At 71.9% G+C, this 26858-nt stretch carries 15 protein-coding genes, 1 tRNA gene and 1 pseudogene; 9 read left to right on the forward strand and 8 right to left on the reverse strand.

Going from position 1 to position 26858, the window contains the following annotated elements; all coding sequences use genetic code 11:
• Positions 1–484, forward strand: a pseudogene (locus tag AB0F98_RS24590) (2-oxoacid:ferredoxin oxidoreductase subunit beta); the annotation flags it as partial.
• 112 nt (positions 485–596) lie between these two features.
• Here the strand turns inward: AB0F98_RS24590 and AB0F98_RS24595 are convergent.
• A complete protein-coding gene (locus AB0F98_RS24595; RefSeq protein ID WP_357739426.1) occupies positions 597–1244 on the reverse strand; it encodes an NAD(P)H-dependent oxidoreductase in 648 nt (215 codons plus the stop codon).
• Positions 1245–1334: 90 nt separating this feature from the next.
• On the opposite strand from AB0F98_RS24595, the gene AB0F98_RS24600 reads away from it, so the two are divergent.
• Entirely contained in the window at positions 1335–1802 is a 468-nt protein-coding gene (locus tag AB0F98_RS24600) for a MarR family winged helix-turn-helix transcriptional regulator (RefSeq protein WP_357739429.1), read from the forward strand.
• 24 nt (positions 1803–1826) lie between these two features.
• Here the strand turns inward: AB0F98_RS24600 and AB0F98_RS24605 are convergent, their stop codons facing one another.
• Positions 1827–2840, reverse strand: a complete 1014-nt coding sequence (locus AB0F98_RS24605; RefSeq protein WP_357739432.1) for a potassium channel family protein — start codon at positions 2838–2840, stop codon at positions 1827–1829.
• Positions 2841–3000: 160 nt separating this feature from the next.
• Between AB0F98_RS24605 and AB0F98_RS24610 the strand changes: the two genes are divergently transcribed.
• The 6 genes from AB0F98_RS24610 (at position 3001) to AB0F98_RS24635 (ending at position 7658) form a co-directional block, all read left to right on the forward strand.
• Complete coding sequence (locus AB0F98_RS24610) at positions 3001–3513, forward strand: SigE family RNA polymerase sigma factor (protein WP_357739435.1); 513 nt, start codon at positions 3001–3003, stop codon at positions 3511–3513.
• Positions 3514–3524: 11 nt separating this feature from the next.
• Positions 3525–4640 carry a hypothetical protein gene (locus tag AB0F98_RS24615; RefSeq protein ID WP_357739438.1) on the forward strand — a complete coding sequence of 372 codons (1116 nt, stop codon included), beginning with the start codon at positions 3525–3527 and terminating at the stop codon, positions 4638–4640.
• A gap of 196 nt (positions 4641–4836) precedes the next feature.
• Complete coding sequence (locus AB0F98_RS24620; protein WP_357739441.1) at positions 4837–5331, forward strand: helix-turn-helix transcriptional regulator; 495 nt, start codon at positions 4837–4839, stop codon at positions 5329–5331.
• A gap of 135 nt (positions 5332–5466) precedes the next feature.
• Positions 5467–6069, forward strand: a complete 603-nt coding sequence (locus AB0F98_RS24625) for an ATP-dependent Clp protease proteolytic subunit (protein ID WP_357739443.1) — start codon at positions 5467–5469, stop codon at positions 6067–6069.
• Positions 6070–6605: 536 nt separating this feature from the next.
• Positions 6606–7010: a RidA family protein gene (locus AB0F98_RS24630; RefSeq protein ID WP_357739447.1), complete on the forward strand. Its 405-nt coding sequence runs from the start codon at positions 6606–6608 to the stop codon at positions 7008–7010.
• Positions 7011–7148: 138 nt separating this feature from the next.
• Complete coding sequence (locus tag AB0F98_RS24635; protein WP_357739450.1) at positions 7149–7658, forward strand: hypothetical protein; 510 nt, start codon at positions 7149–7151, stop codon at positions 7656–7658.
• A gap of 115 nt (positions 7659–7773) precedes the next feature.
• On the opposite strand, the gene AB0F98_RS24640 is transcribed toward AB0F98_RS24635, so the two are convergent.
• Positions 7774–8409, reverse strand: coding sequence for a hypothetical protein (locus AB0F98_RS24640; protein WP_357739453.1), 636 nt, complete (start codon positions 8407–8409; stop codon positions 7774–7776).
• 277 nt (positions 8410–8686) lie between these two features.
• Positions 8687–8759, reverse strand: a tRNA-Arg gene (locus AB0F98_RS24645).
• 330 nt (positions 8760–9089) lie between these two features.
• On the opposite strand from AB0F98_RS24645, the gene AB0F98_RS24650 reads away from it, so the two are divergent.
• Positions 9090–9635, forward strand: a complete 546-nt coding sequence (locus tag AB0F98_RS24650) for a hypothetical protein (protein ID WP_357739456.1) — start codon at positions 9090–9092, stop codon at positions 9633–9635.
• Positions 9636–9749: 114 nt separating this feature from the next.
• Here AB0F98_RS24650 and AB0F98_RS24655 read toward each other — a convergent pair whose 3' ends face one another.
• The 4 genes from AB0F98_RS24655 to AB0F98_RS24670 are packed head-to-tail and all read right to left on the reverse strand — an operon-like array spanning position 9750 to position 26837.
• Positions 9750–10376 (reverse strand): hypothetical protein, encoded by a 627-nt coding sequence (locus AB0F98_RS24655; protein WP_357739787.1) that lies wholly within the window; start codon positions 10374–10376, stop codon positions 9750–9752.
• Positions 10377–10399: 23 nt separating this feature from the next.
• On the reverse strand, positions 10400–11032 hold the full coding sequence (locus tag AB0F98_RS24660) for a hypothetical protein (protein WP_357739459.1): 633 nt from the start codon (positions 11030–11032) through the stop codon (positions 10400–10402).
• On the reverse strand, positions 11029–11907 hold the full coding sequence (locus AB0F98_RS24665; RefSeq protein WP_357739462.1) for a DUF6406 domain-containing protein: 879 nt from the start codon (positions 11905–11907) through the stop codon (positions 11029–11031). The genes AB0F98_RS24660 and AB0F98_RS24665 overlap by 4 nt, the downstream gene beginning before the upstream one ends.
• 32 nt (positions 11908–11939) lie before the next feature.
• Positions 11940–26837 (reverse strand): toxin glutamine deamidase domain-containing protein, encoded by a 14898-nt coding sequence (locus AB0F98_RS24670; RefSeq protein ID WP_357739464.1) that lies wholly within the window; start codon positions 26835–26837, stop codon positions 11940–11942.
• Positions 26838–26858: the final 21 nt, after the last annotated feature.

Genomic DNA, 26858 nt, shown 5'->3' on the forward strand with positions numbered 1-26858 from the left:
CCAGTCGGTGCTGCGCGCCGCCGCCGAACACGAGGGCTCGGCCTTCGTGGAGATCTACCAGAACTGCAACATCTTCAACGACGGCGCCTTCGACCAGCTCAAGGAGCACGAGACCCGGGACGACTACCTGATCCGGCTGGAGCACGGACAGCCGATCACGTTCGGCAAGGACGGGCAGTTCTGCGTCGTACACCCGCCGGGCGGCTTCGGCCTGGAGGTGCGGGAGACCGCGGCGACCCGCCCGGAGGAGATCGTCGTGCACGACGCGGGCGTCACCGACCCGGCGTACGCCTTCGCGCTGTCGCGGCTGCCCGGCCTGGACCTGAGGAACACCCCGATCGGGGTGTTCCGTGCGGTCGAGCGGCCGTCCTACGACAACGTGGTGCGTACCCAGCTCGACGCCGCCCGGGCGGAGGTCACCGAGACCCCCGAGCAGCAGCTCGCCGGCCTGCTGAGCAGCGGGGACACCTGGACGATCCTCTGAACGTCGACGACGGTGAAGGGGCCCGCAACCGATTGGTTGCCGGCCCCTTCGTCGTTGGCGGTGCGGTTGTCCCCGGTCAGAAGACCAGGTTGAAGCCGCCTCAGCCGCCGGTTCAGGCGGCCGCGCGAACCGGCATCCAGAGTTCGTCGATGGCGCGCTCGGCCGCGGCGAGGCTCTGCTCGTGCAGCGGGACGAGCTCGGCCATCGCCGGTACCGCCGGGGCGAGCGTCAGCTCGGCCGCGATGAAGCGCGGCTCCAGGCCGGTCTGCGAGAGGCCGTGCGGCAGCCAGGGCTCGGCGTGGTCCCAGCCCTCGCGCGGCGTGCCCGGGCCGTAGCCGCCGCCGCGACTGGTCAGCACGACGAACTCGCGGCCGCCCAGCAGGCCGGCATTCGTCTCCGGGTCGTACGCGATGCCGGGCGCGATGAGGTGGTCCACCCAGGTCTTGACGCTGCTCGGCGCCCCGTAGTTGTAGAGCGGAAGGCCCAGCAGGACGGTGGTGGCCTGCTGCAGCTCGCCGACCAACTGCTCACTCAACTCCCAGGACGCACGCTGCGCGGGAGTGTGCTGATCGTACGGCGTCATCCGGGCGAGGCCCCCCGCCTCGTCAAGGTGGGGCAGCGGCTGCTTGCCGAGGTCCCGGTAGGTCACCGTGCCGCCCGGGTGGGCGGCCCGCCAGACCGCGGCGGCGCGGGCGGTGAGCCGCCGGCTGATCGAGTGCTCCCCGCGGATGCTCGAATCGATGTGCAAAAGGTGAGCCATGGACTAACCCTCCGTCAGTCACAGATCATTGGTGCAGGACCAATCATTTATAGCAGGCTCATCGAACGGGTCGGCGGTAAACTGGCTCACATGCCTGACCTGCCGGCTGTCCAGCCGGAACGCCGTACCGGGCCGCTGCTTGATCACTTGGCTCGGCGGATGCGCCTCCGGTCGGAGTCGGTGCTGACACCGCTCGGCCTGCGCCCCCGGCACCTGCTCGCGCTCACGGTGCTGCGCAATGCCGGCGGAATAAGCCAGCAGGCGCTCGCCAGCACTCTTCAGATCGACAGCACGAACGTGGTCGGGCTGCTCAACGACCTGGAGTCGGCACAACTGGTGGAGCGGCGACGGTCAGCCGAGGACCGCCGCCGGCACGTCGTGTTCCTCACCGACGCCGGGATGGCTCGCCTTCACGAGGCAGAGTGCGCCCTCGAGACCGCGGAGGACGAGGTCCTCGAGGCGCTGCAGCCGAACGAGCGCGAGGTGCTCTACAACCTGCTCCAGCGGGCCACCAGCGGGTGGCAGATCATCTGCAGCGCAAACGAGGACGGCTCGTAGAGCCGAGCCGCGCGCGGCGATCGGTCAGGCGACCGTCGCCGACTGGGGCCGGTCGTCGCGGACGTAGACCAGCATGTCCCCGGTCTCGATCTCGGCACCCGCCGGATCGGTCAGGGTGATCACTCGGCCGCGCCGGACCAACGCGATCACCAGGCAGTCCAGCTCGCGCGGCGAACGGCCCACCTCGTTCCGCTCGGCCGACCGCATCGCCAGCGCCATCCCCTGCCCGGGCGTGAGCAGGTCCTCGACGACGTCGATCAGCGGCGGCGCGGAGGTGGAGAGACCGAGCAGTCGACCCGCCGTGGCGGAGGAGACGATCACGTGGTGCGCGCCGCTCTGCTTCAGCAGCGGAGCGTTCTCGGCCTCCCGAGCCGCGGCGATGATCCGTACCTGCCCGGCGGTGAGCTGCCGCACCGTGAGCGCCACCAGCACCGACGCGTCGTCGCTGTCGGTTGCGATGATCACTGCCTTGGCGTTCTTCACGTGGGCTTCGTTCAACGTCGCCGACCGGGTCGCCGAGCCCTCGATCGCGACGAGTCCCGCCGCGGTGGCCTGGCGCAGCGCGGTGCTGCTGCGCTCGACGACGATGATCCGCGACTTGTCCAGCCCGTTCTCGAGCAGGGCGGAGACGGCGCTGCGACCCTTTGTGCCGTAGCCGCAGATGATCACGTGGTCCTTCACGGTTCTCCTCCACCGCGTCAGGCGCCGGCCCGTACGGTACTGCTCGGTCAGAACTTCCAGGGTGGTGCCGACCAGGATGATCAGGAAGACCACCCGGGCCGGGGTGATGTAGAGGACGTTCACCAGCCGGGCGCCGTGGCTGACCGGAGTGATGTCGCCGTAGCCGGTGGTGGAAAGGGTCACCACCGCGTAGTAGAAGCTGTCGAGGAGCGTCAGGCCGTCCTCGTTGACGTCGCGGTAACCGTCACGGTCGAGGTACACGACCGCGACGGTGGCGAACACGAGGGCAAGCGCGGCGGCCAGCCGCAGGCTGAGCGCACTGAGCGGACTACGGCGCTGCGCCGGGAAATGGATCACCGTCTAACCTGCTCCGTCGCCTGCACGCCCACAACATAGCGGGTGCGACGAATCCCGTACTGCCGGGTACGGCCCCGGGCAACCGACCAGCGCTCCGGCCTCGACTACCAGTCGACGACGACGAACCGGTCGAGGCCGGCAGACGAGAGGCGGACTCCTCGTGACGACGAGCGGCGGGCGCAGAGCCCAAGCCGACGCCGAGTACACCGACTTCGTGCGGGGCCGGATGAGGCAGTGGCGGCGGACCGCGTACCTGATGTGCGGCGACTGGGATCGCGGCGACGACATTCTGCAACGGGTACTCACCGAGCTGTACCGCAACTGGGCCCGGGCCCGGCAGGCCGAACACCCGGACGCACTGGTGCGCACGATGCTGCTGCGACGGCTGCTCGACGAGCGGCGGTTGCGCTGGAGCCGCGTGGTGCTCGGCGCGGCCCTGCCCGAACGGCGGACCGAACCGACCGACCCGACCGAGCGACTCACCCTGGTCGCGGCGCTGCGCAAGGTCCCGCCCCGGCAACGGGCCGTGCTCGTTCTCCGGTACTTCCAGGACCTCAGCGTCGACGACACCGCCCGTGCCCTGGGCTGCTCGGCCGGAACCGTCAAGAGCCAGGCGGCGAAGGGCCTGGCCGCCCTGCGCGCCGTGCTCGACACCGCACCCGTGGGCCGATGAGAGGAGCGACGATGCTGGACGAACGGGAACTCACCGACCTGATGCACGCCGAGGTGGACTCGGCGGAGCGCCCCTCCGCGGTGCTCGACGTCGACCGGGCGATGGCCACCGGCCGGCGACAGCGCCACTACAGCCGGGCTGTGGGCGCGGCACTGGCCATCGGCCTGCTGGTCGCCGGCGGAGTGACGGTCCCAGGCCTGCTGGCACCCGAGCACCCACCCGCCACCACCGGGACGGCGGGTGGCCCGGCCGCTCCGGCTGGCCTGCCGGCCGCGCTGACCACGGTCGACCCGGGCGTGGTGTACGTCCGCTTTGGCTGGCTGCCGGAGGGGGTACGCAGCCTCCAGTACCAGTCCGGGTTGCTGCTCTCCGGGCCCGGCGTCTACCTCGGCGCCGTCAGCAACCCGGTCGGCGAGAACTGGCAGGGCGTCGCGGTGGACCTGTACCCGAAGGGGGTGGAGCCGTCGGCGCCCCAGCGGGACAGCGATGAACCAGCCACCCTCACCGGTACCCGCCCCGGACCCGTGCTCAACGGCGCGCCGAGCACCTTCGCCGCGTACAGCGGCGCGGAGCAGCCGGAGGCGATCCTGCGTTGGCGGTACGCCCCGGACGGTTGGGCCCAGGTGCGGACCCACGGCGTCGCGGGAGACCCGGCGGAGACGGCGGAGCGGGTGGCCCGCACGCTGACCTTCGGCCACGAGGTGCTGCCGATGCCGGTGACCGTGCCGGACCTCCCGAAGAACCTGCGGCCGATCACGGGGAACGTCTCGCTGGACCTCGGCGAACCGAGGTCCTGGAACGCCTACACCGAGTGGTCACCGGAGCCGGCGGACGCGGATCCGGGCCGGCAGCGGGCGCGGACCCTGATGGTCGCCTTCTCCCCGTACCGGCTGGTCACCGACCCCAGGGACAAGGCGTACGTCGATCCGAACACCACCCTGGACGGTCATCCCGCGCGGTTCGGCGGGCAGGGCGGCGAGGAGTCGCTGACCGTGTTCGACGTCGAGGGCATCAGCGTGTCGATCTACGATGACGGCCTGCTGCCCGCCGGCGGCACCCGGGCACTGTTCCGGAAACTCGACATCGGGCCCGACGCGGCCAGGTGGCTGCCGCACCTGGCGCGGTGACCCGGCTCCGGGCGGGGCCACCCCCGCCCGGGGTCACCTCGGTCGGACCGCTCCGACCGCCTCGACCGAGGCGCTGCCCGGCCGCGTGGCGCGGCGACCCGGGGCGGCGGATGCGCCTCCGGGGGCCGCCCGGGACGGCGGGACCGGGCATGATGGGGGTGTCCCCGAGACGACGAGGCAGGAAAGTGAGGCCGGCATGTCGTTGCTGCGACGGGTGATCGGCGGGGTCCTGCGCCGGCTTCGGCTGCGTCAGGGCCGCACGCTGCGCGAGGTGGCCCAGGCCGCCGGTGTGTCCGTGCCCTACCTCTCCGAGGTGGAACGCGGGCGTAAGGAGGCCTCCTCCGAGGTGCTCGCGGCGATCTGCCGGGCTCTCGGCATCCACCTCTCGGAACTCCTCGAAGAGGCTCGGGACGACCTTCGCCAGGTCGAGCCTCGGCTGCCGGCCACGCCCCGGTCGGCGACGGCCGCGCTGGCCCCCGTGCCGACGTCCCGACCGCAGGCCGGGCCGAACGTGCGGGTCGGTCCGCGTACGCCGCAGGGTCTGCTGCACCGGGGCCCCGGGGCAAGCGGTCCGACGTTGCGGGCCGACCGGTCCGGTTCCGCACCGGCCGGGCGCACCGGTCCACGTACCGCCGGCCTGCTCGGCTGCGGGCGGACCCGCACGTCGCGGCGTTTCCTGACCGCCGCCTGACCCGACCGATTCTGCCGGCGGCAGATTCGCCGCCGGCAGAATCGCTGGGACCGCGACCACCGACGAACGCACGCTTGTGGGGCCGGTCCCCCGGGCGCTCCCGCCGCCCACCGGCACGGTGGAGAGGCGGACGTGATGATCGGGTACGACCAGGTGCGGATGCTCACCGAGGGGCAACCGTCCTTCGGTGACCAGGTGTTCGAGCGGTTGCTCAGGGAGCGGATCGTCTTCCTCGGCACCGAGGTGACCGACGAGTCGGCGAACCAGATCTGCGCCCAGATGCTGCTGCTCGCCGCCGAGGACCCGGACCGGGACATCCACCTCTACATCAACTCGCCGGGCGGCTCGGTGAGCGCCGGCATGGCCGTCTACGACACCATGCGGTACATCCGCAACGACGTGGTGACGCTGGCGCTCGGTTTCGCCGGCTCGATGGGCCAGTTCCTGCTCTGCGCGGGAACGGCGGGCAAGCGGTACGCGCTGCCGCACTGCCGGATCATGATGCACCAGCCGTCGGGCGGGATGGGCGGCACGGCCGCGGACATCACCATCCAGGCCGAGAACATGCTGCACGTGAAGCGGACCATGCAGGAGCTGATCGCCCGGCACAGCGGACGGACGCTGGAGGAGATCCAGCGCGACTGGGACCGGGATCGCTGGTTCACCGCCGAGCAGGCCCGTGAGTACGGGCTGATCGACCAAGTGATCACGCGAGTCGATCAGCTACCCGTGGGGTGAGACGCGACGGCCGGCCGGCGATGGTCCCGCCGGCCGGCCGTCGTCCCCGCGTCAGGGCCTGTCGACGAAGCCGGCCGGGAAGCCACGCGCGCCGGCGAGCACCGCGGTACGACGCGGGGAAATCCGCCGTCAGATCGAACAGGCATCGGCGGTGGCGGCGGACGCGCCCCCTCGTTCGCGTCCGACACCCTGGCCGCAGGAATGCCACAGCTATCGATCTCGGTAAGCGGGAGCCTATGCCCGCCGGAATTGCGGCGCTCGCGCTCACGCCGCAGCGTCTTCCCACAGATTCTCGTTACGTCACCGGCTGCCGCCGAGCCGATCCGTGGGGTTCGTGACGACCGCCTCGACGATTCAGGGATTGATCGACGTGGTACTGGTCGACGATCTCGGGCGGCGCCGCGTGCCGGGGATGACCGACCCCACCTTCCTGCACGAGACTCGCAGGTCACCCACTTTCCCCCAGCATCGAGACATACCGCTGCAATGGTGCTGCTATGTTTCAAGACGGATCAGGTAGCTCGATGGAGGTAGCCGTGACGGTCAAGTCCCAGACCTTCCAATTCGGCGTGCCATGGGAGTCGCTCTACGGGTACAGCCAGGCGTACCGCGCCGGTGACACGCTCTACGTCTCCGGCCAGCTGTCCCACGACATGTCCGGCAACTTCATCGGTGCCGGCGACTTCGAACTGCAGCTGAAGACCACCCTGGCCAACCTGGATCTCGTGCTGAAGCACTTCGGGGCGAGCCGCAACCAGATCGTCGAGACCACTGTGCTGGTGAGGAACCTGCGCGAAAATTTCGACACCTTGGCGCGTCTCCACGCCGCCTACGTCGGGGACCACCGTCCCACCAGCACCGTGATGGGCATTTCCGACCTCGCCCTGCCGGAACAGCTGGTCGAACTCGGCGCTGTCGTCCGCCTCGACCTGCCGGCGTAGCAGCGGGGCGAGGGGTCCTGACCGCCGGCACGGCCGGGTCCCACCGACACGAGGTTCACTGACCCATGAATGGTCCAGCCTCGGCGTGAGCCAAGACCACGTGTCGTCAGGGCCCGCCCGTGGTTAGGGTGCAGACCCATGGAGAAGTGGGGAGCCAACCTTTACGGACAACCCTGCCGGGGCTGCGGCTTCGACTGGGAGCTGACCCCAGCAGAAGCCGTAGCTGCGGTCCGGGCGATGCCAGATGCGTACGCCAAGCGGCTAGCTGATGCGACCGGTCGGGAGACACACCCCGAGCTAACCTGGACGAGCGCGGCGTACGTCAGCCATGTCACAGACAACCTGCGTACGTGGGCTGAACGCCTCGCGGGCGGCTACCTGGCAGGAGTCCGCGACGTGCCGGGCTACGACCCTGACCTTCTGGCCCAAGCGCGCCACTACAACGAGATCTCACTGGCGGGCGCCCTGTGGTCCCTGCGGTGGGCCGCCGATGCATGGGCGGAGGCCGTGGAGCAGGCGCTCGCCTCCGGTGTGGTGCTGCAACACGCCACCCGGGGCGCGCAGCGCGCCGAAGACGTGGCACGCAACAACGCCCACGACGCTCACCACCACCTATGGGACGTCGAGCGCATCCTCGCGGTGAGGTAGAGAGGATGGCCAGGGTTCGGGGCGGAGCCGCGAGGCCTTCAGCAGACAGTACGACGATGGCCCGCCGCTGAGCGCCGGCACCATCGATCCTGTTCGTCGTGGCGGGCGCCGGTCATCAACTCCCTGAGTCCGGAAACAGGTAAACGTCGAACCACAGTCCCTGACCGTCGAGCTCCAACTGTTGGCTGCTGCCCGAAAGGCTTGGCGGGCCAGCGTAGGTGCCGGTAAGGGTGTAGAGGCCCGGATCGACGGCGAACTGGAAGATGCCGTCGGGGCCTGTGACAACCTCGATCCCAGCCGGTTCCAGCCGGATCGTCGCCCCCTCCACCGGCATCCAGGTGGTCGCGTCAATCGCTTGGCCCTGGAGGCTCCAGACGGCAGAGACCGTGAAGGTGCCCTGCGTCATGGAGCTGACCCGACCTCTGCGGTCGACCGACACCGCGTACACCGGACGCTCACCGGTCACGTTGCCTACGTCGACCGTCACCGTCGCCGTCCCGTCCGGCGCCGCCGGGACCTCGTTGCCCAGGGTGATGTTGTCGACGCTGTACCGGAACCGGGTCACCGTGGTGTCACCGTCCACGTCGAACCGGATGGCAATCTGACCGCCTGCGGAGACGCTGTTCCCGTTCGGGAAGCCGATACCTGGCTGACTCGGCGCCTTCGCCCCGGCTGGCCGCCCCACAGCCGCCGACGCCGGCGACGCCACCAGGGTCGAACCGCTGACGAGCAAGAGCAGGGACGCGGCCACCACAACAAGCCTGCGGCGAGTAGAAAGGGTGCGCGCGCCCGAGGTTGATCCGACAAACATCCGAGTCCCCGCATCATCAGTACGTCATGTCGCGGTCAGCCTAGCCAGTACGATGATCTCCGCCAATGCCCTTCAATGCTACGCGAGCCGGATCTATGGCTCCTGTCGCGATGTGGCTCCGGGGGGACTTGAGTCCCTAGGCCCTGTTTCATAGCTCGGGTGGGCCACTCGGTCCGGCCAGGGGTCTCGGTGTGTCGGTTCTGGCTGAGTATCGAGGTGCCCCCGGCAGGATTCGAACCTGCGACACACGGTTTAGGAAACCGTTGCTCTATCCCCTGAGCTACGAGGGCGCGAGGGCCCAGTCTAGCGACATGCACGTTGCGCCGGGTGGCAGGGAGTGGCCCACGATGACCTGGCTTGACCGGACCCGCCGGGCCGGACGACGACCACGTGCGGATCACACGGTTGCGCCGCCGGCCGGCCTAGCGACTGTCGGAGAAACGACCATTTCTCGGACGGCGGATCACAGGGCCGGGTCGGCCGCCGGCTTCCCACTCGGCGATCCGCTCGGCCAGCGACATCGACTGCTGGCGGCAGCGACCTCGACGGCATCTACCCACGTGTACGGGTGAGCCGCGCGGGGCGGTCGGGGAGGGCGGAGGGTCGGTACGGTGGAGCGCATGATCCTGCCCGCCAGTCGTACGAGCGCGGAGGCGCACCTCTACATGGACCTGCGGCCCTGCTCCTGCGGGGAGACGCGGTTCCCCCGGCAGAGCGCGGTCGTGGCGCTCGAGGACGGCGACCTGGCCGCCCGCTACACCGGCGCCTGCCCGACCTGCGGCCAGCCACGCGAATTCACCTTCCGGCTGCCGGCCGAGCCCGCCGTGGCCCCCGCCGGCGGCTTCCGCTACGGCGGGGACGAGCCGTCGCAGCTGCTCGACCCCGGTGAGTGGCTGCGGGTGGCCGACGCGTACGCCAGGTCGGTGCCGGCGGGGGGAACGACCGGCGACGCGGGGCAGGCGGCGCGGGCCACGTTGATCCGGGCCATAGCGGCGCTGGACGAGGTGCTCAAGTTCGTCCCGCCCGGCGAGGAAGTGGTGCCGGCCGCCGCCTTCACCAGCGAGCGGGGGCGCGACGTGCACCGGCGGGAGCCGGGCCGCTTCCGGCGTGACCGGCTGGCCGCGGTCCGTGACACGTACGCTGGGATGCTGCCGCAGGCGGTCTGAGCCGGCGCGACCGGCAGCCGGAATGCCGGCCGCGTCACGCCGAGCCCGTTCGACAGCGATGCCCTTCCCGCGTGGTCCGTCCTCAGGCCCGCCGGATCCCGGATGCGGCGGGCCTCACCGTCGGGCCTCGTCCAGGCAGGCGGCGCTCGCGCCGACCAGCAGGGGCAGCGCCGCCAGGAACTCGCGCAACACGTGTCGGGGGTCGTGCTCGCGAGTGTCCGCCACCTCGGCTCGTGCGCTGGCGTCGGCGAAGACCTGACAGACGTCCCACAGGTTGGCGCCCACGCTGCTCCACTGCCACACGTCGTGTGCCAGCGCCGGCAGCCGCAGCACCGGGGCGGCACCGAAGAGGCCGACGCCGTAGCGCAGCGGATCGTCCGGGGTGTTGCCCAGCGACACCATCAGCGGAAGCACCCGGTGTGCTTGGGCGAACTCCACCACGTCCGGCGCGTCGGGCGCGATCTCCACCAGCAGGCCGTCCTCCAGGAACTCCGCGACTACCCGGTCCGGGTCGGCCACGCCGAGCTGCCTGGCGGCTTCGGTCACCGCAGTCCGGTCCCAGGTCAGGTCGGGCCGGTCGACGGGGCGGTGCGCCGCGGCCCAGACCGCGAAGGCCTGCGGGTCCTCCAGGGTCACCGAAAGGCGGCCGACGCTCAACGAGTGGTACTTCACCGGGGCGCCGACGGCCGGGTGGAACTCCCCGGTGTAGCGCCCCACCGGCAGGATCAGCGGATCGGCCATGGTGGGGTTCCTCGTCGTATCGGTCATGGCAGCGGCTCCAGGTAGACGACGCTGGCCGCGAGCAACAGGTGGGCGGTACGGAGGAACGCGGTGAGCAGCCGTTCCGGGTCGACCAGGTCCGGTTCGGTGCCGCCGGCCGCCCGTTCCTCGTCGGCGAGCGCCTGGCACATCGTCCAGAGGCTCTCCCCGGACGGACACCGTTCCCACAGGTCGTAGACCGTGCGCGTGACGCTGACCACCGGGTGCTCGAAGAAGCCGATCGACCAGAGCCAGGGTTGCTCGGCGCTGTTGCCCAACCCGAGCATGCGGGCGCCGACCCGGTGTCGGCGAGCGAACTCCAACGCCTCGTCGGGGGCGACCTCGACGGCGAGCCCTTCGGCAAGCAGCCCGTGCAGCAGCGGCGCACTGTCCACGCCGGGCAGTTGGCCGGCCGCCGCGTCGAGTACCGCCGGCACGGTCCAGGGCTGCTCGGCCGGCTGGTCGCCGGTGCCGTGCGCCAGCGCCCACAGGGTGAAGCGCTGGTCGTCCAGCTCCCACACCTCGTCGCTGAGGCGGACCCGGTGGTAGCGCTCGGTCGAACCGGCCACCGGGTGGAAGGTGCCGAAGAACTGCCCGACCGGCAGCAGCATGGCCTGTGCGGTGTGCGTCGTCGTCATCGCTGCTGATCCTCGGGTCGCGTGGCCCACCACGTCTGGTCGTCATGCTGGGAGTGGCCGGGCTCGCCGGGCCGGATGATCTGCGCCGGCGGCAGGTCGGGCAGGTCGATCGGGGTCAGCCTGCCGAGGAAGTACCCGATGGTGCGGGCCACCGGGACGAGATGCCGCTCGCGGCCCGCGGCACCCGCGGGACCGATCGGTCCGCTCATGCCGGCCTCCGGCAGGAAGTAGACGCCCTCCTCCGCCTCGTCGCGTGGCCGCAGCGAGACCACCAGCAGACCGCCGGAGGGGTTCGCGATGACCAGCCAGGCCGGCGGCAGCCAGGGATCCCGGTGTACGCGCTGCGCGTGCACCAGGTCGAACGGCGGGTACTGGGGATGAACGCCGAGCAGGGGACGTTCCGGCAACATGGTGAACGGCAGGCCGGGCACGTGGTGCTCGACCTCGGGCTGTGCTCCGTTGTTCTGCCTCAGCCAGTCGCGGTAGCTCGGCGGCAGCTGAGTGCCGAGCTCGGCCTCCACCGCGAGTAGCTGTGCTTCGTCGAGCTGACCGTAGGGCCGCAGCCGGGCGGACTTCCAGACGTGGCCAGTCGGTGGCGTCACCACCTCGTTCTCGTCGACCCGTCGGACGATCACCCGCCACTCGTCCGCGTTCTTCATGTCGACGTCCGCGAAGCGCCAAGTCTCCTCGCCCACCGGGAAGGTCTCGCCGATGGCGACCTCGTAGTGGGGGGATTCCTCGCTCCGGCGGGGCATGACGACGATTTCGCACCGCACCGGCGGGCCCTCGTCAATCCACCGGACGCCGAGCCGGGCCGGCCCGATGTCCGACGGCACGTTGTTGCGGATGGACATGACGTCCGTGTAGGAGCGCAACGGCTCTCCTCCCAGCTCTCTTCTCGGCACGGTCACCCGTTCAGCATGTCGTGCAGTGTCGCCTCGTCGGGCAGCACGAAGCCGAGCACCTCCCGGGCGATCCGCTCGGCCTCCGCCCGGCCGACCGGCAGCGAGCCTCCCGGACCGGGCGGTGCCCCGCCCGCCGTCCAGTGGGCCGAGCGTTGTCCCCGCTCAGACGACTCGACCACCCCCAGGCCACTCACCGTACCGTCGGCCGCGAGCAGGGCGTAGTACGCGATGACGTAACTGAACTCCTCCAGATAGGTCCGACCAAGGGTGTCCGGGCGAGCTGGGTGAACCGGAGACGGACCCGGTGGCATCGGCGGATACGGGGGTGCCGGCGGCAGGTGCGGCGGAGCCGGTGGTGGGGGTGCCGGCGGCACGGCCGGCGGCGCCGCCGGACCTGGCACCGGTGGCTGCGGGGACACGGCCGGCGGAAGCGGTGGCGGGGGTGGTGGTGGCACGGCGGCTGCGGACGGCGCGACCGGCGGGGTTGGCTGCGTCACCAGGTGGGCAAAGCCGCGGTCCATCAGATCGAGGAAGTCCCGCACCGACATCGGGGTCGGGTGGTCGACGTTCCATGGGTTGCGCAGTTGCACCTGGCCGTTGCTGACCGCCACCACCTCGTAGGCGTGTCCGGGATAGAGCCCGTGCGGGAGGCTGTTGCGGATCGCTACCGGGTAGTGCTGTTTCGACTTGGTACCGGTGATCACCGGGCTGCCGGCGGCCAGCAGTGCGGCCAGCCGGGCCTCGACGGCGGCCTCCCGCCCGGGCGTCTGGTCGAACAGTTCAGAACGACTCGGCATCCCGGTGAGCTGGGTGAGGAGCTCCGCCTGCATTCGCGGGGTACTGCCGACATCCAACCGGGCGTATCCGGTGGGTGCGGCCACGTGCGGGTCGTTCGGGCTGTGCCAGGAGGACCAGTCGCGCTGCCACTGCTGTTGGCGTTCGGTGCCCCAGGTCCTATCCACCGCCGCGAGCGCCTTTTCCAACAGCGATGCCCAGGAGCTGCCGTTCTCGCTCTGGTCGGCGTAAGCGGTCTCGCCGTCGTAGTGGGAACGGAGCGGCACGTCCGGATGCACGGTGATCCGCAGTCGCCGGCCCGTCGGGTTGATCGCGTCGCCGAGCAGGGTGCCCTCGTGCAGCAGCACGTCGACGGTGCCGTCCGGGTTGGGCTGGAAGAGCTGGGCGATCGCGTCCGGCCGGTGACCGGCGACGGCGGCCATCATGGCAAGCATTCCGCAGTCGCCGAGCATGCCCTGCTGCACCTGCTCCCGGCGGGGCGGCCCGTCGAAGAGCGGCGACGGTTGGTTGGTCTGTGCGTCACGGGCCTGGCCGTACTCGGGGACGGGCCGGTTGGGCTCCGCGGCCGGCAGCGTGACCCGGTCGGCGACCATCGCCGTCTGACCCGGCGTGAAGGTCGCTTCGACCTCGACGTCCAGCGGCGGCGCGCCGGGCACCAACGCGTGCAACGCCCGGGTCAGTACGTCCGGCACCAGGGCCAGCACCCGGGCGTTGGTCAGGTAGTGGAAGTCGTGCGTGTTCAGCACCGCCACGGCGGCCGGGTTCGCACCGTACTCGGCCCGGAACGCTCCCCGGGCGCGAACCCGGTCCTCGGCCAGCAGCGACTGCCGCCCCACCTCCGTGCCCAGGTCGAAGGCCGCCCGCGACTCCGCCAGCCGGAACTCCGGTGCGCCGTCGAGCACGTACGGGCGCAGATCGAACCGACCGGTCAGATCGACGTACACGCCTTCGGCGGCGATCCGGGCAGCGAGCTGCGGATCCACCTGCCGGATCAGGTCCAGCTGAGCCGGCGGCATGGCGATGATCTGCCCGGCGCAGGCCGGCATCCGGGGCAGGCTCGACTGCGCCTGCTCGCCCTGCACGGCCAGCTCACGCAGCTGGGCGTCCACCGCGGCAGCCGAAGGCGCCTGGAAGTCCGGAGCCAGCCGGGCCCGGTAGTCGGTCGCGCGGAAGCGCTCCACAGCGCTTGTCGGGGTGCCGCTGAGCACGTCGGCGATCGACTCCGGCGTCACCAGCGGCACGCTCAACTGCATCAGGCGGGTGGCCACATCGCCGGGAAGGACGCCCCAGCGGGCGTGCGCGCCCGGGGCGCCCAGGCGCAGCCCGAGATGGTCGGCCAGTGCGTCGATCTCGGCCCGGAGGGTGAGCCGGGTCGCTGGATCCGCGCCCGTGTACGACGCGGCGAGGATCCGCAACTCGGCCAGCCGACCCTGGTCCTGGGCGGTCAGGCCGGCGGGGTCGATCGGCCCGTCGCGGTGGTCCACGTCGAGCTGACCGACCAGCGCCTGGCCGGCTTCGTGCAGCGCCACCAGTTCCGCCACCTCGTGCGCCAGCGCGCGGGTGACCGCGGCGTCGGTCGCGCGGTCCGACACGGTGAGCGTGAACGAGCCGTCGAGGCTCCGCACCGTCTGGGCCACCACGCCGTCGGCGAGCGGGCCGGCCGCCACCCGCACAGACAGCGGGTCCAGGCCGGCCACCCGCACCTCGAACCGGTCCGGGGTGACCGCGACGATCTGGTCGGCCCGCACGGCCTCCGTCACCGTGGGCAGCGCGGCCCGGGCCGCGTCCGCCACCACCACGGCGTCGGCCGACGGCCGGCCCAACCCGTCGAACGACGAGTTCGGCACCGCGGTGGTAGCGGTACGGGCCAGCTCGACGTGCGCGTACCAGGGGCTCATCAGGTCGAGGAAGGCGCGCACCGGCATCGGCGTGGGATGGCTCTTGTTCCACGGGTTACGCAGCTGCACTTCACCGTTGGCGACGCCGACCACCTCGTAGGCGTGCCCGGCGTACAGGCCGTGCGGAAGGTTCGCGGTCTGGTACGCCGACGCCGGTTGGGTGCCGATGATCACCGGGCTGCCGGCGGCCAGCAGCTCCGTCAGCCGGGCCTCGACGACGGCCTCCTGACCGGGCGTGGTGTCCAGTCGGTCCACGGACGTCGGCAAGCCGGTCAGCTGGGTGATCAGCTCCGCCTGCGCAAGCCGCGAGCTGCCGTTGTCCAGCCGCGCGTAGCCCAGTGGGGCGGCCTGAGCGGCCGGCACCCCGGGTCGTTTGGTCCACTGCTGCTGCCACTGGTCGTGACGATCCTGCGTCCAGGTCCGGTCGATCGCGGCGATCGCCTTCTCCAGCAGCGACGCCCAGGCCACCCCCACCGCCGACTGGTTCGCGTACGCCGTCCGGCCGGCCGGGCCGGGTTGCAGCGGCACGTCCGGCTGCACGGTGATCCGCAACCGCCGCCCGGTCGGCGTCACCGACCGGCCGGGCAGGCTGCTCTCGTGCAGCAGCACGTCCACCGTCCCGTCCGGGTTGACATGGAACAGGTCGGCGAGCGCTGCGGGGAGATGGCCGGCCACCGCGCCGATCACCGCGATCATGCCGCAGTCGCCGAGCATGCCCTGCTGCACGTCCTCGCGCCTGGGCTGCCCGTCGAACAACGGCGGCGGCTGGCCGGTCTGACCGTTCAGCGCCTGCCCGTACGTCACGGCCGGGGTGCCCGCTTCGGCGGCCGGCAGGGTGACCCGGTCGGCGACCACGGCGGTCTCCGTCGTGCCGGCCGCGGTGGGGGTGGTCTCCGCGGTCGTCGCCTCGGCGATCGGGCTAAACCCGCGCAGCACCTGGGTCAGCGCGTCCGGCACCAGGCCCATCACCCGACCCGCGCCCAGGTAGTGGAAGTCGTGGGTGGCGAGAAGCGGGACCGGCTGACCGCCGGCGAGACCACGTAGCGCGGTGCGTGCCCGGACCCGGTCCTCGACGAGCAGCGCCTGCCGCCCGGCCGGCGTCCCCAGGTCGAACGCCGGCCGGGCGTCACCCAGGTTGATCTCGGGTTGGCTGGCCACCGCGTACGGTCGCAGGTCGAACTGGCCGGTCAGGTCGACGTACACGCCCTCGGCGGCGATCCGGTCGGCGAGCTGCGGATCCACCTGCCGGACCATGTCCAGTTGTGCCGACGGCATGGCGATGATCTGCCCGGCGTACGCCGGTATCCGCGGCAGGCTGGTTTGAGCCTGCTCCCCCTGCACCGACAGCTCGCGCAGCCGCGCGTCGAGTTCGGTGGACGCCGGCACCTGGAAGTCCGGGGCGAGTCGGGCCCGGTAGTCGATCATCCGGAACCGCTGGACGTCGGTGAGCGCCGGGCCGCCCTGCAGCACCTGGGCGACCGACTCGGGCGTCACTGACGGCACGCTCAGTCGCATCAGGTGCGCCAAGGCGTCCTGCGGCATGGCGGCCCACCGCGCAGGTGCGGCCGGATCACCCACCCGCAGGCCGAGATGATCGACGAGAGCGTCGATCTCGGCCCGTACGGCGAGCCGGGTGGCCTGGTCGCCGGCCTCGTACTCGGCGGCGAGCAGGCGGATCTCGGCCATCCGGCCCCGGTCGTGCGCGGTGAGCCCGGCCGGGTCGATCAGCCCGTCGACGTTGCCCGGGTCGAGCGGGCCGACCAGCGCCTGCCCGGACTCGTGCAGGGCCACCAGTTCCGCGACCTCGTGCGCGAGCGCGCGGGCGACCACCGCGTCCACGGCCCGGTCCGAGACGGTCACCGTGAACGACCCGTCCGGGTTGCGCGTCGACTGGGCCACCACCCCGTCGGTCAGGGAGCCGACGGTCAGCTGCACCCGCAACGGATGCAGGCCAGCCGCGCGCACCTCGAAGCGGTCCGGGCCGACCGCGGCGACCTCGTTCGCCCCGGCGTACATGGCCACCTGCGGCAACGCGGTGCGGGCACTCTCCAGCACCGCGGCCGGGTCGGCCGTCGGCCGCCCCAGACCGTGGAAGCCCGAGTTCGGTACGGCCGCAGCCGTGATCCGCCCCGAGTTGGTGCCGTTGCCGGGGTCGCCGCTGCCCGCCGGGTCCGCGCTGTTGCCCGGATCACCGCCGTTCTCCGGGCCGGTACCGCTCTGCGGGTTGGTCGTGGCCGGATCCGTCTGTCCACTGTTTCCGACGCCGAAGAGGCGGGACAGCAGGCCGGTGCGGTGGTGGTTCTTCGCCAGCCGCTCGGCCAGCCGGTCGGTGGCCGACTCGGCGGCGCTCAGGCGGTCCTCGAGCCGGTCGGCCGCCCGCTCCAGCTCGGCGACCGGCTCGTTCAGCCGGTCGATGACCTGGTCCACCCGATCAGCGGCGGCCCGAGCGTCGCTGCGCGCGTCGAACCGGCTGCGCACGTCGTCGGCGGCGAGGCTCTGCCGCTTGGCGTGCCACTTCGCCATGCCGATCACCGGCGCGGCGGCCACCGCGGCGATGGGGATGACCGGTGCCAGCGGACTGGCTACCGCGAAGGCGATCGCGGTCCCCGCTCCGGCCGCCGCGCCGGTGGTCAGCACGCTCGACACGAGGTAGGTCCGCAGTCGGGGAATGCCCGATGGACGAGCGGCCTCGGCGGACCGCCGCTCGGCCCGGAGCGTCCGGAGCTGCCGCGCCCGGCCGGCACGGTCGCCGCCGAACTCGGCGACCACCTGCTGGGCCTCGGCAGGCAGCTGCGAGACCCGGTCCGGCGCGCCGAGCATGCCCTCGCGCAGACCCAGCCTGTCGATCACCGCGTGCAGCTCGCGCAGGGCCGGCTTCAGGGAGACCCGATCAGCAGTACGCACGTGGTGCGCGGCCGTCTGCAACTCCCAGACGTCCGCCCTGCTCAGCGGTTCCGGACCGGTCGACTCGGGCGTCCCTTCCCGGTCAGGGGTGGTGGCCGCCGGGTCCTGGGTCCCGGTGGCGGTAGCCGGGTCGGGTGCGGTCGCGGGATCGGTCGAGCCGGGCGTGGTCGCACCGGCGGATTCCGGGGCGGCCTGCGGAGATCCGGTGCCACGCGCGGTGGTACGCCCCTGCGCCAGTCGGTCCAGGGTCGCGTTGATGTCGTCGAGGCGTCGCGAGCCGGCGTCGAGCTGCCCAGCGGCGTCGGTCACGGCCGTCGCCGACGGGCCGGCCAGCCCGGCCACCCGTGATGTCGGGTCCGTTGCCGGGTTGGGGTTGGCCAGGTCCCACTCCCGTCGGGCGTCCTTGATCCGGGCCTCGACGCGCTTGAGCAGCAGGTCGCGGAGCGGGCCGAGGAGCCCACCGGCGAGCATGTTGCCCGGTCCGGCCCCGGCGGCGACCTGGAGAGCCTGGGCCACCCCGACCGTCGTCCCAGCCTGGACCAGTGGTCCGGGCGTCTGCTCGACCGCGTACACCCCGATGCTCGGCACGTTGCTCGGCCGTTCGGCGCTGTCCGTCGCGTGTGCCGGCGGACGGTTGAACAGTCGCGTCGCCCGGGCACCCAGGCCCGGACGTCCGTGCCGCTCCACCACCGACCGCAGCTCCGCGGGCACCAGCTCACGGCGCTGGTCCGCACCCGGCGTACCCTCGCGCAGGCCCAACTGGTCGACCAGGACCCGCAGCTGCCGGGCCACCGACGGGCGGGCCAGCGGGCCTGCGGCCTCGTGCCGCGCGGCGAGCTCAGCAAGCCGTTGCAGCGGCGCTGTGCGCGGATCGACAGTCGTAGCAGCGGCCGGACCGGTCGACGCCGCCGGGTCGGTGGACGCACGCGGCGCGGGGATGTTGGCGTTCGGCGGGGCCAGCCCGGCCCAGGCCGGGTCGCCGAAGAGCAGGTGGCGGAACGAGTCGGTGAGACCGTTGCGCCGCTGCGACTCGGCGAGCCGGCGCTCCAGGTCGGCGAGGCGCTGCTCCAGGTCGACGGTCCGTCGTGCGGCCGTCGAGGCGCGGTCGGCCACCGCGCTGATCGGGTCGGCGAGCGAATCGGCCGCCTGGGACAGCAGTGCCTCCGCCGGCAGCGCCGGGTGCTCCGCGTCCCAGGTGTCCCGGGCGTCCTTGGCAGCGGCCTCCTTGCGGGCGATCACCGGGTCGACCGCCACGCCGGTCGCCGCCGCGGCGAGGGCGCCCGCGATGCCGAACCAACCGAGTTTCAGCTGGCCGAGGAGGTCACCGACCCCCACGATGGTGGCGGCCGTCAGCAGGTTCGGCGCGGTCTCCGCCATCGACATCCACCACGGCGCCACCTTGCCCGGCCGCTGACCATCGGCTGGGTAGCGGTCGACGAGGACCCGGACCCGTTCCCGGACCGGCGCCATCCGCGAGCCGCCGAACCGGTCGACGTGCGAGCGTACGTCGGACGGCAACAGGTCACGCCGCTGTTCGGCACCGGGCGTCCCCTGCCGCAGCCCGAGGCTGTCCAGCAGCGCTCGGATCTCCCGGCTGACGCCCCGCCGGGCCCATGGCCGCGCCCCGTCGTGACGGGTGACGAGACTGCGCAACTCGGCGAGCCGCCCCTGCTCGTGTGGGGTCAGACCGATGCTGGGCGCAGCGTTCTGGCCGTCCGGCGACGTGGTACCGCTGCCGGGTCCCCGACCGGTCGCCGCCGAAGGGTCTCCGCCGACCGGCGCGAACCGGCGGGGCCGGCCCGTGAGCCGGTGCCGGCGCTCGTCCTGGCGCAGCTGCTCCTGGACCGCCGCGACCTGCTCACCGAGCCCGGTCACCGCCTCGCCCAGCTCCTGGGCCGCCGAGGTCGCGTCCCCGGTGCGGGCCGCGAGCGCCTCTCCGGTGGTGGTGTCCGTCTCGGCTACGGTGCGGGCGTCCTGGCGGGCGTCGTACCGTGCCCGCCGGTCCTCGGCAGCCAGTCCGGCTCTCTTGGCCAGCCACTTCGCGGGGCCGGTGGCGATGGCTCCGACGATCGCGCCGGCGCCCAGCATCAGGGCGACCTCCGGTCGGCCACCGGCGTCCACGGTGAGCTTCGTCGCCAGCGCCACGAGGAGCGAGTTCACGGTGAGATGCGTGACCAGGTACGTCCTCATCCGCGGCAGGCCGGTGGGGCGACCGTTCGATTCCGCCTCGGCGCTACGGCGGTCGGCTCGCAGTTGGGAGCGCTCGCTCGTCCGCGCCGAACGTTGGCTGGTCGCGTCGGCCAGCGCGGTCCGCGCCTCGGCAGGCAGAGCGGCCATCTTCTGGTCGGACCCGAGCATGCCGTCACGCAGACCCAGCCGGTCCACGATGGCGGCCAGCTCCCGTCGCGCAGCCGCCCGCGACCACGTGTCGACGGTCCGGACCTGGTGCGCGGCCGTCACCAGCTCGGCCACGTCGGCGGGGGTGAGCGGCGTGACGACCGACGCGCCCTCCACCAGCGGCTGATCGAGGGCGGCCAGCTCGGCCACCTCGTGGGCCAGCGCACGTTCGATCACCGCGTCGGCCGCCCGATCGGAGACCGTCACCACGGCCGTACCGTCGGGGTTGAAAACGCTGGCCGCGACCGCGCGGTCGGCGACCGGCCCACTGGTGACCCGGAGGTTGAACTGGCTGCCGTCGGCTCGGGTGACCTGGTAAGTCCCGCCGGTCATTGGGGTCACCGCCCGCACACCGGCGGGGGCGGCCACGCCGGGCAGCGCTGCCCGCGCCCGGTCGAGGACAGCATCAGGATCGGCCTGCGCCCGTCCCTCGCCGTGGAACGCCGTGCCGGGCAGTTCGCTCGCGGTGATCGATTCGCTCGTCGCCACGTCGCCGTCGGTCGACGTGTCGGTGCTGCCCGGGGTCGCCGACCCCGCAGTGGAGTCGGTGGACGTGTCGGTGCTGCCCGGGGTCGCCGGCTCCGCGGTGTGGTCGGTGGACGTGTCGACGACCGATGCGGACCTGTCGGCGTCGGCGTCGGTGGTTGAGGTCAGTCCGTCTGATCGGCCTTGGGCCACACCTGCCTGCCGGTCACCCGGCCCTCCCGGCGTGCCGCCGCGTACCGCTTCATCACCAGGGGTGGCGGCAGGCTGGGATGGGCCGTCACCACTCCCGTCTCGTCGATGATGAAGACCCCCTGGCCCAGCCGCCTGCCCTGCGCCCGGTCCTGCGGAGGAAGCGTCTCCTGGGCCGCCCAGCCGAACTCGAACGGGAACACCGCCACCGGGTTGCTGGTCCCCAGCAGGCGTGTCATCAGTTGCCGGACTTCCTCCCTGGTCATCGTCATAGCTCGGCTGCACCTCCATCGACCACAGGTCGTACGTCCCTTCAACGTAGTCGCCGGGCAGCACGTCCGAGATGGTGTCGCCATGTTGCGGGTCCCACCAGACCGGCCGGTCCGCGCCCTCGGGATAGACGATCAAAAAGGCGTGTTGCGCGGCACCACTCACGTTGCCGTCTTCATCGAGCGCGGGCTCGCCGGTGTTCTCGTCGAAGGAGAGCCACTCGATGACGACGACCGCGGCCGACCCCGGGCCGGCCTCGCGGACACGCTGGTATAGCTCCGTGTACCGCTCGGCCACCGCCTCCGTGCGTTCGGCGGGAGTGGACGGAAGCGCGTCGCTGTCGCCGGTCCACTCTCCGCCGATCCAGCTCTGCACCCGACCGAAGCCGTCCAGCTCACCGGTCTCGGTGTCGATGGAGCCGTCCTCGAGGCGGTCCGGGTAACGCGGCAGGGCCACCTGGGGATCGCCGAAGAAGCTGGCCAGCGCCGCCAGGGAGCAGTCGATGCAGTTGTTGCTGCGGCCGGGCTGGCCCGTCCCGCCATCGTTGATCAGCTGGCCGTACGGGTGCGTCGACGGATCCGCGAAGACGGCGTACCCGTCGGGAGTCCACAGGCTGTCGGCGACGTCGTCCTGGAATTGGGGATCCTCCAGCGGTGCCAGCTCGTCCGGCCCGAAACGCCGGGTGTCCGGCATCGGCCAGCCCTGCATGTCCGGGTAGCCCTGGGTCTGGTCGTCCCCGGACGGCTCCTCGACGGTCCGCTCGCCGTCCGTCTCCTCGGTCGACGTGTCGGCCGCCGCGTCGTCGGTGGCCAGGTCGCCTGGCGGCAGACCTCCGTCTAGGACTGGACCCCGCCCCCCGGTGGCCAGGCCTTCTCGTTCGCCTCGCGTGCCATGATCCGCCGTACCACCGCCCGGAAGGCCAGGTCTTCCCGCTGGTCCGCTACCCGATACGTCCGGTCGAGCTTGTTGATGATCAGCTGGCGGTCCATCATCGGATGTCCGAAGAGGTAGCGCACCTCCTGGTCGGTCTCCTCGGCCTTGCGGAAGCGTTGCAGAATCGCCATCCCGGTGTCCCCAGCTATCAAGATCCTCCCCGGTGCGTGCGGGGATGTTCTGTTCCCAGTTGAACCGCTCGTTCGCGTACGCGTGGGCCTCAGCGTACGTCGCGTTCGGGTGTTCACGCGCGTAGCGCAACTCGCGCAGTTCATGCTCAAGCAGCAGCACGTCCTGGGGTAGCGGCTCACCGGCACGGAGGCGGATCCACGCCTCGGCGATGTCTGCGTCGGGCTCGAAGCGGCCGAGTTGGTGGCCCACCACGTCCCCGTTGTCGTCGTAGACGTTCAGCAGATGATCGTCGACGAACAGGTGCTCTTTGACCTGTTGGATCTCAGCAGCGCTGAAGCCGACCGAGCCATCGTCGCGCGGCACCTGTGCCAGGTTCTCCGCCATCTCCGCGACATCGGTCGGCTCGGACCGGAACAGCTCGTACGCGCTGGCCGCCCAGCGATCCTGGGCTGTCACATCGAGCACATCACGCGGGCGGATCGTGCCGCCGCTCTGCGAGACGTCCGGGGCAGCGGCGGCGGGGTCCTGGACAGGCGACGTGATTCCTGCCGGTCCCGGCTGGCCACTGTCCGGGCTGGCGAGGTCGCTCAGGTGGTCGCTCTCCGCGGTGCCCGTCTGGTCCTGCGCGGCCCTGGGGTCCCCTGAACTCGTCTCGGAGTTCTGGTCCGGCGCCGTGGAGTGCGGCGGCACCGGGTCCGGTCCGGCGGCCTGCGTATCGGTGTCGGTTTCGGTGTCGGTCTGGGTGACCGCCGGCGTGAACGGATCACCTTCGGCGTCGAGCGTGATGGACCAGACGTTGTCGACACCGGCGCTGTAGATCGGGCCCGTGTCGGAGACCGTTCGTGCCTGAACGTCGACCCAGACGATCGTTCCGTCGTGGTTCACCGCGTTCCAGGTGTGCGCCCGGCCGCTGGCGTCCGTGGACGTGGTGATGATGAGGGCAGCCGAGCCGTGGCCGGCCTGCTGGAGAGCAGTGGCGATCCTGTCCAGTCCGGTCGTGCCGGTGCCTTGGTGGCCGAAGGTGGTGCGCAACGCCTGTTCCTGCCGGGCGGTGCTGTCCCGCTCGACGGTCGCCGCGTCCGCCGTGGGCGCCGCCACCTCGGGCCGACCGAACCAGGTGGACAGGAAGGAGAGACCCCCGTCGGCGCAGTTCCGGTCCCGGCCGGGGACCGTCGGTCCTCCGTCGTTGACCAGGCCCGCCCAGTTGCCCACGCGGGGGTCGGGGTGCACCTCCGGCAGGCCCGTGCCCGGGTCGCGAGGCACGGCGTTGTCCAGTGCCTGCTGATCGGCCGGCTCCGGCGGGACCAGGCCCTGCGGATCCCCGTAGGGACGAGCATCGCTCAGCGGTCGCCCGTTGCCCACCACCCCCGGCACCGGTGGCTGATAGTTCGCCGGCAAACGCTCCGTGTCAACGATCGGCTGGACGTCGAACTGCGGCAAGAAGTGTTCGCACGATCGACACGGCGGTCGATAGTGGCCCAGGTCGTGACGGACACCCGCGTCATCGAAGCCGGTGGCGACCTGATGTGTGACGATCTTTGCGCCGCTCAGCGCATCCAGGGCGTACTGCGCGAACGTTCCTGGTTCGCCCGCCTTCCGCCACTGCTCTTCCAGCCGGTAGAGCTGGTCCGAAACCAAGGCGACTTCGGCGCACTTGCCATGACCAGCCCCCTTGCCGCGACCTTTGCCCTGTCCGCCGCCGAGCTCGGCCTCGGTCCGATCGAGAGCCTGTTGCGCCAGCGGGTGCACGTCAGGTTGCGCAGGTGGATTCTTGCTCCTGTCGACCGTCATGCTGGTGTGGGTGGTGATTTCGCCGTTCGGCATCATCAGCGCACCCGCCATGCCCGGCATCTTGCCCTTGGAGATCGTCTTGGCCTTGACGGCCGTCCGGACGGTCTCGGCCAACGTCCTGGAAGCCTCGATGAGCATCCGCTCGGCATCCGGGCCGCTCGGGTCGCCGGGGACGGTGATGGGGTCGAGCTGCCAGCTATGGGTGCCCCGTCCGGTCGGGCCGGTGGAGCGGGTCAGCGTGTTCGGGTCGACCGCCCCGGTGCCGGCATTGGGTCCGGTCGGAGTACCGGTGGTCGGGCCACCGGTGCTGGTCGACACCGGAACGACCACCACACCGTCGCCGGAGGTCCGCTGGGCGGGAACCGCATCCGCCGGGTCCGCCGTCGCGTCGGGGTCGGCGTCCGGGTCGGCCGCCGGATCTGGCGTGTTCGACGGGTCGGCGCCGGTCGCCTCGGGAACGGCCGGCGTGGTGTCCGGTTCGGTCGACCCGTCCGGCGCTGCGGCGACGTCCGCGGGCCCGACACCGACAGCGGGGGGATTCCCCTCGGGCCGTCCCGACGGACTGGCCTGGCCGGTGCCGGACTGGCTGGTCGTGCCCTGCTGCGCCGGCGCACCCGGCTGGTTCGTCGTCCCCTGCTGGTTCGTCGTCCCCTGCTGCGCCGTCGTGCCCGGCTGGTTCGTCGTGCCCGGCTGGTTTGTCGTGCCCGGGTTGGTGCCGCCGGTCGACACGGTGCTCGTCGTCGGGGAACTGGTCGAGGGCGTGGTGGCGGGGGCGAGAGACACGGAGCCGGCCGAGTTCGCCGCCGTCGGGTTGACGGTCGGCGTCGGGCGGCCCGTGGTCGGCTGGGTGTTCGTGCTGGTGTTGGTCGTCGGCGTGGCCTGGGTACCCGTCGCGGTCTGGCTGCTCGGGCCGGTGTTGGTCGTCGGCGTGGCCTGGGTGCCCGTTGCGGTCTGGCTGGTCGTGCCGGTGGTGGTAGCGCTGGTGGTCGGAGCGGTCGTGGCGGCAGTCGGCTGCGCGGTCGTCGGTCCCGGCTGCCCGGCCACGGCCGGGTTCGTGACGGTGCCACCGGTGGCCGGTGCAGACGAAACTGTGCCCGACGTGGGTCCGGCGGCTGTCGGGGTGCCCACCGCCGCGCCGGGTACGACGGCGGGTTCCTGGTCGCTGGAGAGCGGATCGTTCGCGGAGTCCGATGTGGTGTCACCCGGTACGGAGCCGTCGACGGTCGGTGACGGCGACATGTCCGCCGCAGAGACTGAGGGGGACCCGGCGGTTTTGGTCTCGTTGGTCGTGGACGAACCGCCGTCGGTGCCGCCGGTGGTCGAGGAGGCCGTGTCGGACCCGGCGCTGCCACCGCCGGAGTTGGCGTCGACGGAGCCCTGGTCGGCAACGGGATTGCCGACGGGTGCATCAGCGGTGACGGGGGTGCCGGTGGTCGGCGTACCGCCGCCCGTGGCCGGATCGGTGCCCTGACCGGTGCCCGTGGCCGACGGGTCCGACGTGTCGGCCACCGGCGGAACGCCGGCGTCGGCCGGCGGTGGGGCGAGCGAGATCGATCCGGACCCGCTGGTCGGCGCGTTGCTCGGCCCGGCGTCGTCGGCACTTCCGTCACCCTGGCTGCTGCCGTTCGATCCACTGCCCGATCCCGAGCCGCTGCCCGATCCGGACCCACTACCTGAACCCGAACCCGACCCGGAGCCCGACCCGGACCCACTGCCCGAACCCGATCCACTGCCCGAACCCGAACCACTGCCCGACCCGGACCCACTACCCGAACCCGAACCGGAGCCGCCACCCGCGCCCGAACCGCTGCCCGAACCCGAGCCCGACCCGGAGGTCGAGCCCGAGCCGCCGGCCCCATTACCCGCCCCGGTGCCGGCGCCGGCGCCCGTCCCAGTGCCCGTGCCCGGGCCGCCGACGTTGCCGAGGTTCGCCCCGCCGACAGGCGTGTTCCCGGTGCCCGTGCCGGTGCCGTTTCCGGTGCCGGTTCCCGTCGCGGTGCCGGGATCGAAGCCGGCGAGCCTGTTGTGCAGGTTCGCCATGCCGCTACCGAGGTTGCCGGCCGCGATCGTGGCGCCACCGCGACCGGCACCGCTGGCGAAGCCACCCAGAAACGCGTCGCCCCCGGGCATGCCCCACTGCCCGTTCATGGTGCCGTTCGCCAGGACGCTGGCGGCCGGCGAGATGACGGCGTTCTGCGCACCGGCCGAAAGCGCTTCGCCACCCCAGCGGACGACCCCGGCGCCACGGAAGTTCATCGCGGGCGGGCTGAACGAAACCGGCAACCGCGGTGCCACGTTGTTGCGGGCGAAGCGGGTGCCGGCGTGCATGACGGGGCCGAGGGCCGCACCGAAGGCGCCGCCGAGACCCGCGGTGGCGGTGCGGTTGACGTCCCAGTCCTTCCGCGTGCCGGCATTCATCTGGTACGCCTGGGCGCCGATGTCGATGATGAGTTCCTCGCCGACCTCCTCGGCGAGTTCGCGGGCGAACCGCTTTCCGGCGTTGCGCAGCGCCTCACTGGTGAGCCGCCGAGTGATCTGGGTGCCGGCGGTGCGCAGGGCCGCTTGCATCCCGGCGCGGGTGAGGAGTTGCCGGCCCATCTGCGCGATCAGGCGCCGGAACGCGACCGTCACGGCCTGCCGGCCGGCGGCGAGGATGCCGGGGATCGCTCCGGCTGAGACCCCACCCAGCCAGGCCATCAGCAGCGCCACGAAGACCGCGATCACGGTGATCATCACGGCGATGAGGACGGTCAGTTTGGCGTACTCGATCTCCATGGCCGCGTTGTCGCAGCCGCTGGCGAAGGCCGACGCTGCCTCCTGGATCAGCGGCAGGCCCTTGCCCGGATCGACGCCGAGCTGGTTCCAGAGCTGTCCGAACGCCTCACCGGCCCCGCCGCCCCAGTTCTGGAGGATCTTCATGGCGGCCGGGTCCGCGTCGGCGAGGGCGTCGTTGATCGCCTCGGCGAGGCCCTCCCACGCGTCGGCGAGTTGGCGCATGCGGTCCTCGTCGCCGGTGGGCCACGCCTCACCGGCGCTGACCCAGCAGATGGCGTCCCAGACCCACGCGTACTCGCCGAGCGAGTCCCTGGGATTCGGTACCGCCACCCGCTCTGCCTCTCAGTCCCT

It is taken from the genome of Micromonospora sp. NPDC023737 (assembly GCF_040639715.1).
GTDB lineage: Bacteria > Actinomycetota > Actinomycetes > Mycobacteriales > Micromonosporaceae > Micromonospora.